The sequence below is a fragment of the Streptomyces sp. NPDC056361 genome, assembly GCF_042262805.1.
Lineage (GTDB): Bacteria > Actinomycetota > Actinomycetes > Streptomycetales > Streptomycetaceae > Streptomyces.
Genome location: NZ_JBHJQI010000002.1, coordinates 42,007 through 58,604 on the forward strand (window position 1 = coordinate 42,007; position 16,598 = coordinate 58,604).

Sequence of the window (16,598 nt, forward strand, 5' to 3'; positions counted from 1 at the left end):
GGAGCGCATCGAGGCCGGAACAGGGCGCGGCGCGCGGGTGTGGCGTGCGGGTGCGGCGTCCCGGGGTGGCGTGCGCGCGACGTCCGGGCTCAGCGGTCCGAACGGGGTGCGGCGTCCGGGCGCGGCGTCCGGGCTCAGCGGCGGGCGCTCTGGACGCGCGGGGGGCAGCTCTCGCCCTTGCGGACGACGCCGATCATGACCGTGGTGCGGCGGTCGAGACCCGTGCCGGCCGACGGGTACTGGGTGCAGACCTGCCAGCTCGGCGGCCAGAGCACCCGCCGGTCGCGCCCGCTCACGTCGTGGACGTCCAGCCGGGTCCGGCGCGGAAGGCGGGTGAAGACCCGCCAGAGCCCGCGGCCCAGGAAGTTCGGCATCGGCCGCGTCCCGGCGTCGTCGTCGGGAGCGGCGGCCTCCCCGGCCGAGCTGACGGCGACGGCCGCGAGCGCGAGGACCGCTCCCGCGCCCACGACGGCGGCCCGCCTCACTTCCGCCTCCGGGCGGCGACGTAGTAGCCGCAGGCGGCGCCGAGGAGGGCGGTCGCGAGCAGGGCCACGTACAGCGGCATGGTCACTTCGGGGATCAGCAGTCGGATCTTGACCTCACCGGTGTTCTCGAAGATGAAGACGAGGGTGAGGACCGCGACCGCGATCATCGCGATCCGGCCCGGAGTGAAGGCTCCGCTGAACCGGGACGCACTCCCGTGCGCCGCCCGTGGCGTCTCCTTGCGACTCATGCCCGGCCCCTCTCCTCCGTCGTGCCGTCGGTCGTACGAGCCGACCCGCCGTGGGTCCAGAATGGGCCGAGCGGAGCCCCACTGGGCCGGTGGGGAGAGCCGTACGGGTGACTTGTCAGACAACGCGGGCCGCTACCGTGGGTGCCGGACACCGGCGGGGACCAGGCGGCCGGGACGAGACGAGGAGGGGCCGTGGCGGTCAGCGGACAGCGGCGGCGACCGGTCGTGGCGCTCTACGAGCGGATCGCGGACGCCGTCCACGACGGCACCTACCCGCCGGGCTCGACGCTCCCCTCCGAACCGAAGCTCGCCGCCGAACTGGGCGTGAGCCGACCGGCCCTGCGCGAGGCGCTCCTGCTGCTCCAGGAGGACGGCGTCCTGACCGTGCGCCGAGGGGTCGGCCGCACGGTCAACGACCGGCCGCCCCGGCGCGGCTTCGAGCACGTCCAGCCGCTGGAGGAACTCATCGGCGCCGGCACGCCGCTGCGCGTCCGGGCGCTGCTGCGCACCGTCGAGGAGCCGACCGACTTCACCACCCAGCACCTGCTCGCCCCGGCCCGCGCCGAGCTGCGCTTCTGGGAGTCGGTGCTGACCGGAGAGGGCACGGCGGCGGCCCTCAGCCACGAGTGGGCGGCGCCGGACGACCTGCTCGACCGGGTCCACCCCGACTTCGCCCGCGCGCTGCGGGCGGCGGACCCCGAACCCCCCGCGGAGGCCGGGCCCGGCCCCGCCGTCTCCATGCTCTCGGTCCTCGTCGGCGCCTCCCGCGAGACGGCCCTGAGCGCGCACAGCGGCATCACGGCCACCCTGCTCGGGCGCCGGCGCGGCGAGCAGCTCGGCCGCCCCGCGGACACGCCCGCGGTCCTGGTCACCCAGGTCGTGCGGGTCGGCGAGACTCCCGTCCTGGCCGCCAAGCACATGCTCCCCACGGGCGCGCCCGCGCTGCCGGTGCTGCAGTCCCACTGACCACCGGCCGACGGGGCGAAGGCGAGCCGCGCCGAACGGCCCCCGGGCCCCCGCGGGGCCCCTGGACGTCGCGCCCCGGTCGCCTGTCGCGGCCGCCACAGCACCCGTCCCGGGCGTGGCGTACACTTCCCGGCCATGCACTTGTCTGACAACTCTGCCACGCCTGCCGCCCCCGCCGTTTCCGAGTGGATCCGCCGGGCCCCCAAGGCCGTCCTGCACGACCACCTCGACGGCGGGCTGCGCCCCGCGACCATCGTCGAGCTGGCACGCGAGTGCGGCTACACCGCGCTGCCGACCGAGGACCCGGCCGCGCTCGCGGTGTGGTTCCGGGACGCCGCCGACTCCGGTTCGCTGGAGCGGTACCTGGAGACGTTCGCCCACACCTGCGCGGTGATGCAGACCCGCGAGGCGCTGGCGCGCATCGCGGCCGAGTGCGCCGAGGACCTGGCGGCGGACGGCGTCGTCTACGCCGAGATCCGCTACGCCCCCGAACAGCACCTGGAGGGCGGGCTGACCCTCGACGAGGTCGTCGAGGCGGTCAACGACGGCTTCCGCGAGGGCGAGCGCCGCTCCGGCGGCCGGATCACCGTCCGTACGCTGCTCACCGGCATGCGCCACACGGACCGGTCCCTGGAGATCGCGCGCCTCACGGTCGCGCACCGCGACAACGGCGTGGCCGGCTTCGACATCGCCGGCGGCGAGATCGGCAACCCGCCGGCCCGCCACCTCCCCGCCTTCCAGCACCTGAAGCGGGAGAACTGCCACTTCACGATCCACGCGGGCGAGGCCGTCGGCGCGGAGTCGATCCACGAGGCCGTGCAGGTCTGCGGCACCGAGCGGATCGGCCACGGCGTCCGGATCACGGACGACATCGCCGAGGACGGCACCCTGGGCCGACTGGCCTCGTACGTCCGCGACAACCGCATAGCCCTGGAGGTCTGCCCGACCTCCAACCTCCAGACGGGCGCGGCGAAGGACTACGCCTCGCACCCGATCGACGAGCTCCGCCGCCTCGGCTTCCGCATCACCCTGAACACCGACAACCGCCTGGTCTCCGGCACCACCATGAGCGAGGAGTTCCAGCACATGGTGGACGCCTTCGGGTACGGCCCCGAGGTCTTCGAGGAGTTCACCGTCGCCGCCCTCGACGCCGCGTTCCTCCCGCTGCCGGACCGCCGACGGCTGATCGACGAGGTCGTCCGCCCGGGGTACGCGGCCCTCTGAGCACGCCGCGCCCGGCCGGTCCCGCTCGGGTCGGCCGGGTCGCCGGAGACGGCGGCGGGCCGGCGCCCGACCTGACCGCCCGCCCGGACCGCCCGACCTGACCGCCCGACCGGGCGTCGGCCCGCCGCTCAGCGCAGCGCCGGTACGTCCAGGGTCAGGGTGCCCGCCTCCGCGTCGAGGACCGCGGGCACGCCGAGCGGCACGGTGAGTGCCGTGGCGCTGTGGCCGAAGCCCAGCTCCTCGACGACCGGGACGCCTAGGCCGCCGAGGCGGTCGGCGAGGACGGCGCGCACGTCCTCGTAGGGGCCGCAGTCCACCCAGGAGCCGAGGGCGACGCCCGCGACGCCGTCGAGCCAGCCGGAGCGGATGAGCTGGGTGAGGACGCGGTCGAGTCGGTACGGCTCCTCGCCCACGTCCTCCAGGAGCAGCAGCCCGCCGCCCGCCGAGGGGCGGGCGTGCGGGGTGGCGAGGTCGGCGGCGAGGAGGCTGGCGCAGCCGCCGAGGGTGACGCCGTGGGCGCGGCCGGGCACCAGGGCCCGCGCCGTCTCCAGGCCGAGCGTCCGGACGGACTCCGGCTCGAACAGGGTGGCGCGCAGGGACTCCTGGGTGCGCGGGTCCGTGAGGAACGTGGCGGCGGCGACCATCGGGCCGTGCAGGGTGGCGAGGCCCGCGCGGACGGCGAAGGCCTCGTGGAGGGTGGTGACGTCGCTGTAGCCGACGAACGCCTTGGGCCCGGCCGCCCTGATCGCCGGCCAGTCGACGAGGTCGACCATGCGCTGGGCGCCGTAGCCGCCGCGCGCGCAGATCACGGCGGAGACGGAGGGGTCGCACCAGGCCTCGGTGAGGTCGCGGGCCCGTGCCCGGTCCTGTCCGGCGAGGTGCCCGAGGGTGGGGTGGGCGTCCAGGACGTGCGGGGCGACGACGGGGTCGAGGCCCCAGCCGCGCAGGATGTCGAGCCCCGCGTCGAGTCGTTCTTCGGGGATGGGCCCGCTGGGGGCGACGACGGCGACCCGGGCCCCGGGGCGGAGCCGCTCGGCCCGGACCGGTCCTTCGGCGGCGGGGTGCGGGGTCGCGGTGCTCATGAGCGGTACTCCAGGGCCGGCACGTCCGTGCGATCGATGCCGAAGGTCCGTACGTACAGGTCGAGTTCGGCCTCCAGGGACCGGGTGATCGTGTCGGCCCTGCGGAAGCCGTGCCCCTCCCCCTCGAAGGCGAGGTACGCGTGCGGGACGCCCCGGCCGGCCGCGCGGGCGAGGAAGCGCTCGGCCTGGGCGGGCGGGCAGATGACGTCGTCGAGCCCCTGGAGCAGCAGGAAGGGGGCGGTGACCCGGTCGACGTGCTCGACGGGTGAGCGTTCCTTGTAGCGGGCCGGTACCCGGTCGAGCGGTCCGACCAGGCCGTGGAGGTACTGGGACTCGAAGTCGTGGGTCTCGTCGGTCGCCCAGGCGCGCAGGTCGAGGACGGGGTAGATGATCGTTCCGCAGGCGTAGACGTCCGTGCCGACGAGGGAGGCCGCCGCCGTCCAGCCGCCGGCGCTGCCGCCCCGCACGGCGAGCCGGGCCGGGTCGGCCGTGCCCTCCGCGGCGAGCGCCGCCGCCACGGCGGCGCAGTCCTCGACGTCCACGACGCCCCACTGCTCGCGCAGCCGCTCCCGGTACTCCCGTCCGTAGCCGGTCGAGCCGCCGTAGTTGACCTCGGCGACGCCGATGCCCCGCGAGGTGAAGTAGGCGATCTCCAGGTCGAGGACGAGCGGGGCGTGGCCGGTGGGCCCGCCGTGCGCCCAGATCACGTAGGGCGGCCGTTCCCCCGGGGGTCCGGTGAAGTCGGGGTGGCGGGGCGGGTGGACCTGGGCGTGGATCTCCCGCCCGCCGGGGCCGGTGAAGGTGCGGAGGCGGGGCTCCGGGTAGTAGGCGGGGTCGACGGCGTCCGTGTGCGCGGCGCCGACCACCCGGGTGCGGCCGGTGCGGGTGTCCAGCTCGACGAGTTCGTAGGAGGTGTGCGGTCCGGCGGCGGCGCCGACGACCCGGCTGCCGTGCGCGGCGAGGGTCGAGGCCCACTCGGTCCAGGGTCCGGGGGCGTCGGCGAGGGTGCCGCTGACGGGGTCGAGGATGCCGAGGGCGGTGGTGCCCCTGCCGTGGACGACGGCGATCAGCCCGTTGTCCAGGGGCGTGAACCAGCGGAGTCCGATCTTCCAGAGCGGGCCGCCGAACTCCTCGGCGCGGGGGCAGAGGGCGGCGGGTGCGCCGAGGCCGCCGTCGGCGCCGAACTCCGCCCGGTAGAGGTTCCACCAGCCGGTGCGGTCGCTGACGAGGAGCAGTCGTCCTCCGGCGTCCCAGTCGACCTGCGGGATCGACTCGGTGGGCCCGCCCGCGACGGTCCTGGCGTCCCGGAGGGTGCCGTCGGGGGCGATCTCGGCGAGTCGGACCTCGGTGCCGTCCCACGGCATCCGGGGGTGGTCCCAGGCGATCCAGGCGACCCGGCGCCCGTCCGGCGAGACCCTGGGCCCGGTGACGAACCGGTGGCGCGCGTCGGTGAGCTCGCGTACGGCGGTGCGGTCCTCGGCGGCCGATCCGTCCAGCGGCACGGCGGCGAGGACCCTGCGCACGTCGGTGGGGGCGGGTCCGGTGAACTCCTCCAGGACGCACCACACCTCGCCGAGCTCCGGCCGGACGACCGGATCCACCCAGCGCAGTCCGTCGCCGACGGCCGAGACGGGCGTGAGGGGCCGCGGCTCCGCGCCGGTCGCGGCGTCGGGCTCGTACGCGTACAGCCGCTGGTCGGGGAAGTGGGCGAAGACGACGAGCGGTCCGTCCGCGGGGCGCGCGACCGCGGCCCAGGGCTGGCCGCCGTACTCGATCACCCGACTGCGGACGTTCCACGGGGCGGGCAGCACGCCGTCCTCGGTGCCGTCGGCGCGCCGTCGGACGAGGGCGCGCCGGCCGCCCTCGGCGGGGCGGGGCGCCGTCCACCACAGTTCGTCGCCGACGGCGCCGAGGTACTCGGGCCGGCCGTCGTGCGCGGCGGTGAGCGCCGCGTCGACGGGTGACGGCCAGCTGCCGTGGGCGGCCTCGGTCGGTTCCATGTCGACTCCCCCTGTCACAGGTCCTGCCCCTGTCCTACGCGGACTTCAGATAGTGGTCGAGCACCCGGACGCCGAAGTGCAGGGCGTCCACCGGCACGCGTTCGTCGACGCCGTGGAAGAGCGCGCCGTAGTCGAGGTCCGGGGGCAGCCTGAGCGGCGAGAAGCCGTAGCCGGTGATCCCGAGCCGGGAGAACTGCTTGGCGTCGGTGCCGCCGGACATCGTGTACGGCACGACGTGTCCGGCCGGGTCGAAGCGCTCGACGGCGGCCCTCAGCTTGGCGAAGGTCGGCGAGTCGAAGGGGGCCTCCAGGGGCACTTCGCGGTGGTGGAACTCCCACTCCACGTCGGGCCCGGTGAGGAGGTCCATCGTCGCGGCGAACTCCTCCTCCGCGCCCGGCAGCATCCGCCCGTCGATGTACGCGACGGCCTGGCCGGGGATGACGTTGACCTTGTAACCGGCTTCGAGCATCGTCGGGTTGGCGCTGTTGCGGACGGTCGACTGGACGAGCGCGGCGGCGGGTCCGAGCTTGTCGAGGAGGAGGTCGACGTCGAGGTCGGGCGCGGCCGTGTCGATCTCGATGCCGTACAGCGCGGCCAGTTCGGTGAGGGCGGCGCGGACCGTCGCGGTGAGGCGGACGGGCCAGGTGTGCGCGCCGATGCGGGCGACGGCGGAGGCGAGGCGGGTGACGGCGTTGGCCGTGTTCACCTTGGAGCCGTGGCCGGCCCGGCCGTGGGCGGTCAGCTTGAGCCAGGCGGTGCCCCGCTCCCCCGCGGCGATCGGGTAGAGGGTGGTGCCGGGCGTGGGGTGGAAGCTGAAGGCCCCCGATTCGCTGATGCCCTCCGTGCAGCCCTCGAAGAGTCCGGCGTGCCGGTCGGCGAGGAACCCGGAGCCGTCCTCGGCGCTGGCCTCCTCGTCCGCGGTGTAGGCGAGGACGATGTCGCGGCGCGGCCGCACGCCCTGGCGGGCCCAGGAGCGGACGACGGCCAGGACCATCGCGTCCATGTTCTTCATGTCGACGGCGCCGCGCCCCCAGACGACGCCGTCGCGGACCTCTCCGGAGAAGGGGTGCACGGACCATTCGGCGGGGTCGGCGGGGACGACGTCCAGGTGGCCGTGGACGAGGAGCGCGTCGGCCGAGGGGTCGGTGCCGGGGATGCGGGCCACGACGTTGGTGCGGCCGGGGGTGCGCTCCAGGAGCGCGGGTTCGATGCCTGCGGCGGCGAGCCGCTCGGCGACGTACTCGGCGGCGGGCCGCTCGCGGCAGTCGCCGCCGCCGCGGTTGGTGGTGTCGATGCGGATGAGCTCGGAGGTGAAGGTGACCACCTCGTCGAGCGCTGTCGTGTCCGGGCCCCGGACCTCCTCAGCCATACTGCTCCTCCACCGCGGCCGAGACGATGGTCGTGACCGCCTTGAACGTACGGATTGCCTCGTACATGGTCCCGCTGGTGTACGCGACGCGCCGCTCGCCGCTCCGCGCCACGCCGGGAACCACCGTGGCGGCGGCGCCCAGGTGCTCGGCGTCGAACTCCAGCTCCATGGTGAAGGGTCCGCCCCTGACCGGTTCGTGCCGGACGGCGAGCGCGGCGCCGGACTTCGCCGCGGCCCGGATGTCGGCGGCGGTCCTGGCCGGGGTGCGGCACACCGCCGCGTACCGGGAGACGTAGTCCTTGACGGCGACCTTGGGCGCCTCGGGCGCGTACCCGAGGGCGTCGTCGCAGGTGAGGTCGTCCCCGGTGACGAGGACGACCGGGACTCCGTACTCCGCGACCACGTGGGCGTTGAGCAGGCCCTCGCTGGCCCGCTCGCCGTCGAGCCAGACGCCCGTGATCGAGTTGGCGAGGTAGGTGTGGGCGAGGACGCCCTCGGTGCCGGCGCCCGTGTGGTAGCCGACGAAGGCGATGCCGTCGACGTCCCCGTGCTGTACGCCCTCGACCATCGAGAGGGACTTGTGACGGCCGGTGAGCATCTCGGCCCGCTCGTCGAGCCCCTCCAGGAGCAGGTTCCGCATGGACCAGTGCGCCTCGTTGATCAGGACCTCGTCGGCGCCGCCGTCGAAGAAGCCGAGCACGGCCGCGTTCACGTCGGACGTGAACATCGAGCGGCACCGCTCCCACTGGGGCGTGCCGGGCAGCACGTCGGCGGGCCAGGTCACACCGGTCGCGCCCTCCATGTCGGCGCTGATGAGGATCTTCATGCCTGGCACCGTACGCGCCGCCCGGCGGCCCTACCACCCCTGTGGATAACCGCCGTTGGAGTGGACCAATGACGCCCGCCGAACGGCGGTACGGTTCGATCCGGCGCTTCCGTACGCGCCCCGGGGCCCTCCGGCGTCGGGTGCCTCCGAATGGGGCGAAACATCGCCAACGGGTGCGTATAGGCTGTCGGCCGCAGTTGTCGCACCCGACCTTCCGGAGAGCTCTCGGTGACCATCGCCTTCACCCCGTCCGAAACCGTGCCCGTCGAGTCCGCCGCGGCCTCCGGGCCCGCCGCGTCCGAGCCGTTCGCGCCCGCCGGGCACGCCGGTTCCGCCGGGCACGCCGAGCCCACCGAGTCCGACGTGCCCGTCATGGCGGCGGAGCCGGAGTTCTGGGAGCCCTCGGCGCCCGAGCCGCAGGCCGCCCAGGTCGCCGGCGGCACCGGGAGCGGGCCGGAGCAGGGCGAGGACCAGGGCCAGGGCGATGAGCAGGACGCGGAGGCGGACGCGGACGGCGGCGACGCCGGTGGCGACGGGGAGCACGACCCCGTCGTGGTCCGCGACGCGCACGATTTCGGCGTGTACGCGCGGACGGGCGGCTGGGCGTTCGCGCTGAAGGTGGCCCGGAGCGTGCGGCCCGGCGGCCAGGCCGCCGAGGGGACGGCGCGGACGAAGGTCTCGGCGAAGGCGTTCGCCCGGCTCGCGGGGTGCTCGCCGGAGCGGGTCATGCGGTACTACAAGGCCTGGGACATGGCGGCCGACGACGGCCTGGTCCCGCAGTTCGAGGTCCTGGTCCCCGGCGCGGACATCGAGCTGCCCGACGCGGACGTCTGGCTGTCGTACTACACCTCCCGCAACAGCGCGTCCTCGGTGCGCGGCCAGGCGATCACCGCCGCGGCCGAGGCGGAGGGCATCCGGCCGACGAAGGCCCTGGAGGTCGCGGAGAACCCGACGGCGCTGCGGGCCGCGATCCTCGCCGACCCGGGCACGGCCGAGGCCGCGCGCGGCGCGCTGCTCGACCGGATGAAGGAGGACCCGGCGCTCCAGACGGAGATGGCCCGGGCCATCGCGCGCACGGACGACCTGAAGAAGGCGGTGGCGAGCGAGGCGAAGGCGGCCGACCGCATCGGGTACGTGCGCCAGATCGTCGAGAACGGCCAGATCAGGACGCCCGCCGGGCAGACCGTCGACGCGCCGGCCGAGCTGCGCGCCGAGGCCGAGCGGCACCTGTCGCTCCTCGACGAGCTCGACGACTCGGAGGAGGCGGGCGAGTGGGCCGGTGAGGCGTACGACACGGTGAAGGGCCTGGTCGCCAAGGCGGTCGAGGAGGATCCGGAGCTGCGCGTCCAGGAGCGCCGGACGAAGTTCTACAACAGCCTGCAGAAGGCGACGAAGGTCTTCGAGGAGCTGACCCTGGACGAGGTGATGGAGGAGGACATCTACGAGGCCGACATGCTCCAGCGCCTCGAAGCCCTCCAGGAGGCGATCGGCACCTGCATCAGCGCACTGCGCAAGGCGACGACCACCTCCTGAGGCCGGTCGGTCAGTCCTGGTGGCCGAGCTGGAGGTCGCGCTCGGTGCGGCCCCCGCCGGCCATCTGCAGGACGGTCGCGACGGGCGGGTAGCCGGCGGCGATGACCGTGTACTCGCCGGAGGACAGGTCCACGAAGCGGAACGTGCCGTCGGCGCCGGTGGTGAGGGTGTCGACGACGTTCCCCGCGGCGTCGAGCAGGGTGACCCGGGCGTCCTCGACGGGTCGCCCGCCGCCGGCCCGTACGGTGCCGCGGAGCACCGCGCCGCCGGCCAGTTCGATGTCCTGGCGGGTCTCGCGGGAGGCCTGGACGCTCACCGGGAGCGCGGCGGGGCGGAAGGCGGGGGCGCTGGCGGCCAGCGTGTACTCGCCCGCGACGAGCTCGCTGATGACGTATCCGCCCTCGCGCCCGCTGCGGGTGGAGGCGACGACCTCGCCGCGTACGTCGGTGAGGGTGACGGCGGCGTCCCGCACCGGGGTGCCGTCGGCGGTGACGACGCTGCCCGCGAGGCGCCCCGCGCCGCCGAGGACGACGTCGAGCTCGACCGGCCGGTCGCCGACGGTGACGGACACGGCCTGGGGCTGGTGTCCGCCGGCCGCCGCGATCAGGACGTACGCGCCGCCGCCGGGGACGCTCAGCGCGTACCTGCCGTCCTCGCCGCTCGCGCCGCGGCCCACCTGCCGCCCCTGGACGTCGATGAGGGTGAGGGCGGCCCGGGGCACCCTGCTGCCGTCGTGGTGCTGGACGGTGCCGCAGACCGGCACCCCCGAGTGCGGCGCCGCGGCGGCCCTGGCGGGGGTGGCGGGAGCGGGAGCGGCGTGGCGGGCGTGCGGGACCGCCTGGGCTCCGCCGAAGTCGTCGGCGCGCGTGGCCTCGGTGGCCTCGGTGAGGGGGCTGTGGTGGGACACCAGCGGTTTCTCCTTGAGGAAGAAGGCGAGGACGAGGCCGAGCACGAGGACCGGCACGAGGTAGAGGAAGATCCGCGGCATCGCGTCCGCGTACGCCTGGACGTACGCGTCCCGGAGGGCCGGCGGCAGGGTGTGGACGCTCTGCGGGGTGATCGACTCGGCGGGCGGCGGTGACACGGGGCCGCCCCGCGACAGGACGCCGGCGAGCCGGTCGCCGAGCGCGTCGTCGAGCCGGGAGGCGAAGAGGGTGCCGAAGACCGCGGCGCCGACGCTGCCGCCGATCTGGCGGAAGTAGTTGTGGGCGCTGGTGGCCGTGCCGAGGTCGGCCGGGCGCACGGAGTTCTGCACGGCGAGCACGAGGACCGGCATGACCAGGCCGATGCCGGTGCCGAGGACGGCCTGCCAGAGGCTGTACTGGAGGCGCGGGGTGTCGGTGTCCATGCGGGAGAGCAGCCACATGCCGAGGACGGAGACGGCACCGCCGATCACCGGATAGATCTTGTAGTGGCCGGTGCGGCTGATGAGCTGGCCGGAGACGACGGAGGCGATGACGATGCCGCCCATCAGGGGCAGCATCAGGAGGCCGGACTCGGTGGCGCTGGCACCCTCGACCATCTGCAGGAAGCTGGGGAGGTAGCTGGCGGCGCCGAAGAGCGCGATGCCGACGACCGCACCGACGAGGGCGGTGACGGTGAAGACGGAGTCGCGGAACAGCCGGAGCGGGATGAGGGGTTCGGGCGCGAAGTGCTCGACGACCAGGAACAGCACGGTGGTCACGGCGGCCCCGCAGGCGAGGGCGAGGACGACCCGGGAGTCCCAGGCGTACTCGGTGCCGCCCCAACTGGTCAGCAGGACCAGGCAGGTGGAGGCGGCGGCGAGGAGCAGGGCGCCGAGGACGTCGAAGCGCGCGCGTGCCGTGGGCTTGGGGAGCTTGAGGACGGCGGCGACGACGGCGAGGGTGACGAGCCCGAAGGGCACGTTGAAGTAGAAGCACCAGCGCCAGGAGACGTGGTCGGTGAAGAAGCCGCCGAGGAGGGGTCCGGCGACGGAGGCGAGGCCGAAGGCGGCGCCGATCAGGCCCATGTACCGGCCGCGTTCGCGGGCGGGGACGATGTCGGCGATGATCGCCTGGACGCCGATCATGAGGCCGCCGGCGCCGGCGCCCTGGAGGGCGCGGAAGGCGATGAGCTCGTCCATGGACCGCGACCAGCCGGCCAGGCCCGAGCCGATGACGAAGACGACGATGGCGAAGACGAAGACGCCCTTGCGGCCGAGGAGGTCGCCCAGCTTTCCGTACACCGGCAGGCCGATGGTGGAGGTCAGCAGGTAGGCGGTGATCGCCCAGGACATCCGGTCCAGGCCCTGGAGTTCGCCGACGATCTTCGGCAGGGCGGTGGCGACGATCATCTGCTCGAGGGCCGCGAGGAGCAGCGCGAGCATCAGGCCGCAGAAGACGAGCCGGACGCGGCGGGGGTCGAGGGCGGCGGCCGGGCCGGGGCCGGGCGGCGGCGCGAGGCCGTCGGGCGGGCCGTCCGCGGCGAGCGGTTCCGCGCCTTCCCGGACGTCCTCCACTGCGGTGATCGCACCCACGTACCTGCTCCCCTCGTCACGGCGTCTGCGCCGCGCCATTCTTCGCATTGCGCGCGAAGGGGGAGCAAGTCGGGCGGTACGGGAGGTCAGTGGCGTTCCGGAGGGCGAACATCCCTGCGCGACGGCGCACTTGGGTCGCTCATCAGCGCGTTTACGAGGAGGCCCGCGCCCCCTCGGTGCGCGGGGCTCCGGTACGGGGGCGCGGGCGATCCACTCGAATCGGTGAACGCCCAGGGCGTTACTTCTCGACCTCGTCCGCCAGCTTGGCGAGGACGGCGTCGTAGATGCGGCCGAGGCCCTTGGGCGCGAAGGTCTTCTCGAAGAAGCCGCCGATGCCGCCGGCGCCGTTCCAGACGGTGGCGACGACGGCACGGGACTTGCCCTCGCCGGCGGGGGTCACGGTCCAGGTGGTGACCATGGAGGAGTTGCGGTCCTTCTCGACGAGCTGCCCGTCGGTGGGCTCGGTGACCTCCAGGAGGCAGTCGCGGACGCGCTTGCTGGTGGCCTGGAGCTTCCAGTGGACGAGGGTGCCCTCGCCGTCGCCGCCCTCGCGCACCTCGTACTCGCTGAAGTGCTCGGGGAGCAGCTTCGCGCGCGTACCGCTGTAGTCGGCCAGCGCGTCGAACACCGTCTCCGCGTCCGCGGCGATGATCCGTTCGGTAGTGGCCTCGACCTGCGCCATGGACTTCCTCCAGCTTGTGGTTCCTCGGGGTGTGGGCCAAGCGAACCACGTGGGGTCCGGGGCGCGAAATCCGGGTTGCGACGATCAAGGGAACAGGTGTTCTATTCTGGGCGCACGGTCGAGAACGGCAACCGAGGAGGCGTCCATGCGCTGGGACAATCTGGGCGACACCCCGGGCGGCCCGGCCGCGCCCGCCGACATCGCCCTGTTCGGAACGGACTCGGTCACCACCCGCACCTTCGACACCCCGGAGTTCCGCGGCATCACCTTCCACGAGGTGCGGGCCCGGTCGATCCTCAACCGGGTGCCGGGCGCCTCCCGGATGCCGTTCGAGTGGACGGTCAATCCGTACAGGGGTTGCACACACGCGTGCGTGTACTGCTTCGCGCGCAAGACCCACAGCTATCTCGACCTCGACACCGGGCTCGGCTTCGACTCCCAGATCGTCGTCAAGACCAACGCCCCGGAGCTGCTGGCGCGCCAGCTCGCGTCCGCCCGCTGGCAGGGCGCGCACATCGCCATGGGCACCAACGTCGACTGCTACCAGCGGGCGGAGGGCCGCTACCGCCTCATGCCGGGCATCCTCACCGCCCTGCGGGACCGGGCCAACCCGTTCTCGATCCTCACCAAGGGCACCCTGATCCTGCGCGACCTGGAACTCCTCGACCAGGCCGCCCGGGTCACCGAGGTCGGCATCTCCGTCTCCGTCGGCTTCACCGACCGGGAGCTGTGGCGCACGATCGAACCCGGCACGCCCTCACCGCAGAGCCGCCTCGACGTCGTCCGCGCCCTCGGCGCGCGGGGCATCGACTGCGGGGTCCTGATGGCCCCCGTGGTGCCGTTCCTCGGCGACCGGCCCGAGCAGCTGCGCGACACGGTCCGCGCCATCGCCGAGGCCGGGGCGAGCTCGGTCACCCCGCTCGTGCTGCACCTGCGGCCCGGTGCCCGCGAGTGGTTCATGCGGTGGCTGCGCGAGCACCACCCCGGTCTGGTGCGGCGGTACGAGCGGATGTACGCGGCCGGGGCCTACGCGCCGACCTGGTACCAGCGCCGGATCACCCGTCAGGTGCACGAGCTGGCCGCCGAGTTCGGCATCGGGCCCGCGCACCGGGGAGCGGCGCGCCGGATTCCGGTGCCGGAGGAACCGGCCCTCGCGGCCGCTCCCGAACAGCTCACCTTCCTCTGAACGCACCCCGGCGGCCTGGGGCCTGTCGTCACGTTCCCGCCCGCCCCACGACGCCCGACCATGGTCCGATCATCGGACCGGTCACCTGACACGCCGTCGGATCCTCCTCTGTTCGGGTCAACTCTGGCCGAATCAGGTCCTGCCGGGGTCCGCGCGGGACACAAAGGCCCTATGACCCCACGCGCAGGAATGCTGATCGCCGCTGGAGCGCTGGTCGCCGGGACGGTCACCGTCCTGCCCGCCGCTCCCGCCGACGCCGGAGAACCGACCCCCCGCCCGCTACCGTCGCTCGCCTGGACCGGCTGCGCCACGAAGGCGTACCCGAGGCTCGAGTGCGCCACCCTGAAGGTGCCGCTCAACCACGACGACCCGGCCGGGCGGAGCATCACGCTCGCCCTGACCCGGGTCCCGCACACCGCGAAGACCTTCCAGGGCCCGCTGCTCGTCAACCCGGGCGGGCCCGGCGGCAGCGGGCGCGCGATGGCCGGGTACGTGGCGGCCTCGCTGCCCGCGAAGGTGGCCGCCGAGTACGACGTGATCGGCTTCGACCCGCGCGGCGTCGGCAAGAGCGAGCCCGCGCTCGACTGCCGGCCGGGCCACTTCGCGCCGGTCCGCGCCGACTCGGTGCCCACCGGCGCCGCCGCCGAGCGGGCGGCGGTCGAGCGGGCCCGGTCCTTCGCCGAGGCCTGCGGCGCGAAGTACGCCGACGTCCTGCCGTACATCGACACGGTGAGCACCGCGCGGGACCTGGACTCCATCCGCGCCGCGCTCGGGGCCCCGCAGCTCAACTACCTCGGCTACTCGTACGGCACGTACCTGGGCGCGGTGTACGCCCGGCTGCACCCGGACCGGGTGCGCCGCATGGCCCTCGACTCCGTCGTCAACCCGCACGGCGTCTGGTACGAGGACAACATCGCCCAGGACTACGCCTTCGACACCCGCCACAAGGACTTCATGGCCTGGGTGGCCCGGCAGGACGCCGTCTACAAGCTGGGCACCGACCCGGCCGCGGTCGAGGCCGCCTGGTACCGGATGCGCGACGCGCTGCGCGCGACGCCGGCCGGCGGGAAGGTCGGACCGGGCGAGCTGGAGGACACCTTCCTGCCCGGCGGGTACTACAACGGCTACTGGCCCCGCCTCGCGAACGCGTTCTCCGCGTACGTCAACGACGCCGACCCGGCGCCGCTGACGGCCGCCTACGAGCGGTACGGGGAGGCCGACGCGGCCGCGGACAACGGCTACTCGGTCTACACGAGCGTGCAGTGCCGGGACGCGAGCTGGCCCCGGGACTGGAACGTCTGGCGCAAGGACAGCTGGGACGTGCACGCCAAGGCGCCCTTCTCCACCTGGAACAACGCCTGGTACAACGCGCCGTGCGCGTTCTGGCCGGTCGCGTCGCTGACCCCGCCGGACGTCGCGAACGACCAGGTGCCGCCGGTCCTCATCCTCCAGGCGACGGACGACGCGGCCACGCCGTACGAGGGCGGGGTCGCCCTGCACCGGCTCGTCCGCGGCTCCAGCCTGGTCGTCGAGCAGGGCGGCGGGAACCACGGGGTGACCCTCGGCGGCAACGACTGCCTCGACGACCACCTGGCCGCCTACCTCGCCACCGGCAAGGTCCCGCGCGCCGAGGGCGACTCCGAGGTGGACGCGGTCTGCGAAGCGCTCCCGGAGCCGGAGCCCGATCCGGTGGCCCCGGCCGGGAAGGAGACCCGGGGGAAGGAGTCCCCGGAGAAGGCCCCGGAGAGCTCCCCGGAGCAGCAGGACGCCGTGGAGACGGCTCCCCAGGAGCGCGGCGGCAAGCGGGCCGCCGCACCGCGCGCGGAGCCGGCCGGCGTGGCCCTGCACGGGTTCCTCGGCCACGTGCGCTGACCCGCCGCCCCGCCCGCTGACGGTGCCCGCGTCTCCCGGGGACGCGGGCACTGTCAGTGCCGTGCGCGAGGATGTCCGACATGACGAGCCACCTCACCCACGTCCCCGCACCCGACGGCCTCGCGCCCAGCCCCCAGTACAGCCACGTCGTCTGGGGCACGGGCCGGTTCGTCGCGATATCCGGGCAGTGCGCGCTCGACGCCTCGGGGGCGGTCGTCGGGGAGGGCGACGCGGCGGCCCAGGCCCACCAGGTCTTCGCGAACCTGGAGCGGTGCCTCGCCGCCGCCGGCGCGGGCTTCGGCGACGTGGTGAAGCTGACCTACTTCGTCACGGACGTCGCCCACCTCCCGGCGATACGGGACGCCAGGGACGCCCACTTCGCCGGGGCGCCGCTGCCGGCGAGCTCGGCGGTGCAGGTGTCGGCGCTGGTCAGGCCGGAGCTGCTCGTGGAGATCGAGGCGTTCGCGCTCGTCCCGGAGCCTGCCGGGACGGCGCCCGGCGACACCGGGCGGAGCTCCGCTTGATACGTTGACGCGCATGTTCCTCTTCTGTGCGTAGGAGTCGCCCGACCGACGTCCGTGCCCCGGGCACCGGCGCGGTCCTTCGCGACCCCGCACACCCAGGCGCC

General features: G+C 74.3%; 14 protein-coding genes. 6 read left to right on the forward strand and 8 right to left on the reverse strand.

Annotated features, from left to right (window positions below; genetic code table 11):
* Positions 1 to 134 precede the first annotated feature (134 nt).
* On the reverse strand, positions 135 to 485 hold the full coding sequence (locus ACFCY7_RS01055) for a hypothetical protein (RefSeq protein WP_376480328.1): 351 nt from the start codon (positions 483 to 485) through the stop codon (positions 135 to 137).
* Positions 482 to 733, reverse strand: a complete 252-nt coding sequence (locus tag ACFCY7_RS01060; protein ID WP_376480329.1) for a lipopolysaccharide assembly protein LapA domain-containing protein — start codon at positions 731 to 733, stop codon at positions 482 to 484. Before ACFCY7_RS01060 ends, ACFCY7_RS01055 begins: the two co-directional genes overlap by 4 nt.
* A 192-nt stretch (positions 734 to 925) precedes the next feature.
* Here ACFCY7_RS01060 and ACFCY7_RS01065 point away from each other — a divergent pair, with 192 nt between their 5' ends.
* Positions 926 to 1,699, forward strand: a complete 774-nt coding sequence (locus tag ACFCY7_RS01065; protein ID WP_376480330.1) for a GntR family transcriptional regulator — start codon at positions 926 to 928, stop codon at positions 1,697 to 1,699.
* Positions 1,700 to 1,834: 135 nt separating this feature from the next.
* Positions 1,835 to 2,923 (forward strand): adenosine deaminase, encoded by a 1,089-nt coding sequence (locus tag ACFCY7_RS01070; RefSeq protein WP_376480331.1) that lies wholly within the window; start codon positions 1,835 to 1,837, stop codon positions 2,921 to 2,923.
* A 128-nt stretch (positions 2,924 to 3,051) separates the two neighbouring features.
* Here the strand turns inward: ACFCY7_RS01070 and ACFCY7_RS01075 are convergent, their stop codons facing one another.
* Genes ACFCY7_RS01075 through ACFCY7_RS01090 form a run of 4 tightly spaced genes read right to left on the reverse strand, consistent with a single transcriptional unit; the run spans position 3,052 to position 8,200 of the window.
* On the reverse strand, positions 3,052 to 4,005 hold the full coding sequence (locus ACFCY7_RS01075) for an LD-carboxypeptidase (protein WP_376480332.1): 954 nt from the start codon (positions 4,003 to 4,005) through the stop codon (positions 3,052 to 3,054).
* Entirely contained in the window at positions 4,002 to 6,005 is a 2,004-nt protein-coding gene (locus ACFCY7_RS01080) for a prolyl oligopeptidase family serine peptidase (RefSeq protein WP_376480333.1), read from the reverse strand. Before ACFCY7_RS01080 ends, ACFCY7_RS01075 begins: the two co-directional genes overlap by 4 nt.
* Before the next feature lie 34 nt (positions 6,006 to 6,039).
* Positions 6,040 to 7,374 carry a M20/M25/M40 family metallo-hydrolase gene (locus ACFCY7_RS01085; protein ID WP_376480334.1) on the reverse strand — a complete coding sequence of 445 codons (1,335 nt, stop codon included), beginning with the start codon at positions 7,372 to 7,374 and terminating at the stop codon, positions 6,040 to 6,042.
* Positions 7,367 to 8,200: a M55 family metallopeptidase gene (locus ACFCY7_RS01090; protein ID WP_376480335.1), complete on the reverse strand. Its 834-nt coding sequence runs from the start codon at positions 8,198 to 8,200 to the stop codon at positions 7,367 to 7,369. The genes ACFCY7_RS01085 and ACFCY7_RS01090 overlap by 8 nt, the downstream gene beginning before the upstream one ends.
* A 372-nt stretch (positions 8,201 to 8,572) precedes the next feature.
* On the opposite strand from ACFCY7_RS01090, the gene ACFCY7_RS01095 reads away from it, so the two are divergent.
* A complete protein-coding gene (locus ACFCY7_RS01095; RefSeq protein ID WP_376480404.1) occupies positions 8,573 to 9,733 on the forward strand; it encodes a hypothetical protein in 1,161 nt (386 codons plus the stop codon).
* 10 nt (positions 9,734 to 9,743) lie between these two features.
* Here the strand turns inward: ACFCY7_RS01095 and ACFCY7_RS01100 are convergent, their stop codons facing one another.
* Together ACFCY7_RS01100 and ACFCY7_RS01105 are read right to left on the reverse strand one after the other, a co-directional pair.
* Positions 9,744 to 12,230, reverse strand: coding sequence for an MFS transporter (locus ACFCY7_RS01100; protein ID WP_376480336.1), 2,487 nt, complete (start codon positions 12,228 to 12,230; stop codon positions 9,744 to 9,746).
* A gap of 238 nt (positions 12,231 to 12,468) precedes the next feature.
* A complete protein-coding gene (locus ACFCY7_RS01105) occupies positions 12,469 to 12,912 on the reverse strand; it encodes an SRPBCC family protein (protein WP_376480337.1) in 444 nt (147 codons plus the stop codon).
* A gap of 145 nt (positions 12,913 to 13,057) precedes the next feature.
* Here ACFCY7_RS01105 and ACFCY7_RS01110 point away from each other — a divergent pair, with 145 nt between their 5' ends.
* The 3 genes from ACFCY7_RS01110 to ACFCY7_RS01120 all read left to right on the forward strand — a co-directional run bounded on the left by ACFCY7_RS01110 (position 13,058) and on the right by ACFCY7_RS01120 (position 16,494).
* The gene (locus tag ACFCY7_RS01110) at positions 13,058 to 14,098 is read left to right on the forward strand and encodes an Rv2578c family radical SAM protein (protein ID WP_376480338.1); all 1,041 of its coding nucleotides are present in this window, start codon (positions 13,058 to 13,060) and stop codon (positions 14,096 to 14,098) included.
* A gap of 171 nt (positions 14,099 to 14,269) precedes the next feature.
* Entirely contained in the window at positions 14,270 to 15,970 is a 1,701-nt protein-coding gene (locus ACFCY7_RS01115; RefSeq protein WP_376480339.1) for an alpha/beta hydrolase, read from the forward strand.
* 80 nt (positions 15,971 to 16,050) lie between these two features.
* Positions 16,051 to 16,494: a RidA family protein gene (locus ACFCY7_RS01120; RefSeq protein WP_376480340.1), complete on the forward strand. Its 444-nt coding sequence runs from the start codon at positions 16,051 to 16,053 to the stop codon at positions 16,492 to 16,494.
* Positions 16,495 to 16,598 lie beyond the last annotated feature (104 nt).

What these genes read in the sequence shown, in the direction of transcription:
- ACFCY7_RS01060 (WP_376480329.1), bottom strand. Translation starts at nt 733, where the DNA reads ATGAGTCGCAAGGAGACGCCACGGGCGGCGCACGGGAGTGCGTCCCGG.
- ACFCY7_RS01070 (WP_376480331.1), top strand. Translation starts at nt 1,835, where the DNA reads ATGCACTTGTCTGACAACTCTGCCACGCCTGCCGCCCCCGCCGTTTCC.
- ACFCY7_RS01075 (WP_376480332.1), bottom strand. Translation starts at nt 4,005, where the DNA reads ATGAGCACCGCGACCCCGCACCCCGCCGCCGAAGGACCGGTCCGGGCC.
- ACFCY7_RS01080 (WP_376480333.1), bottom strand. Translation starts at nt 6,005, where the DNA reads ATGGAACCGACCGAGGCCGCCCACGGCAGCTGGCCGTCACCCGTCGAC.
- ACFCY7_RS01085 (WP_376480334.1), bottom strand. Translation starts at nt 7,374, where the DNA reads ATGGCTGAGGAGGTCCGGGGCCCGGACACGACAGCGCTCGACGAGGTG.
- ACFCY7_RS01090 (WP_376480335.1), bottom strand. Translation starts at nt 8,200, where the DNA reads ATGAAGATCCTCATCAGCGCCGACATGGAGGGCGCGACCGGTGTGACC.
- ACFCY7_RS01095 (WP_376480404.1), top strand. Translation starts at nt 8,573, where the DNA reads ATGGCGGCGGAGCCGGAGTTCTGGGAGCCCTCGGCGCCCGAGCCGCAG.
- ACFCY7_RS01105 (WP_376480337.1), bottom strand. Translation starts at nt 12,912, where the DNA reads ATGGCGCAGGTCGAGGCCACTACCGAACGGATCATCGCCGCGGACGCG.
- ACFCY7_RS01110 (WP_376480338.1), top strand. Translation starts at nt 13,058, where the DNA reads ATGCGCTGGGACAATCTGGGCGACACCCCGGGCGGCCCGGCCGCGCCC.
- ACFCY7_RS01115 (WP_376480339.1), top strand. Translation starts at nt 14,270, where the DNA reads ATGACCCCACGCGCAGGAATGCTGATCGCCGCTGGAGCGCTGGTCGCC.
- ACFCY7_RS01120 (WP_376480340.1), top strand. Translation starts at nt 16,051, where the DNA reads ATGACGAGCCACCTCACCCACGTCCCCGCACCCGACGGCCTCGCGCCC.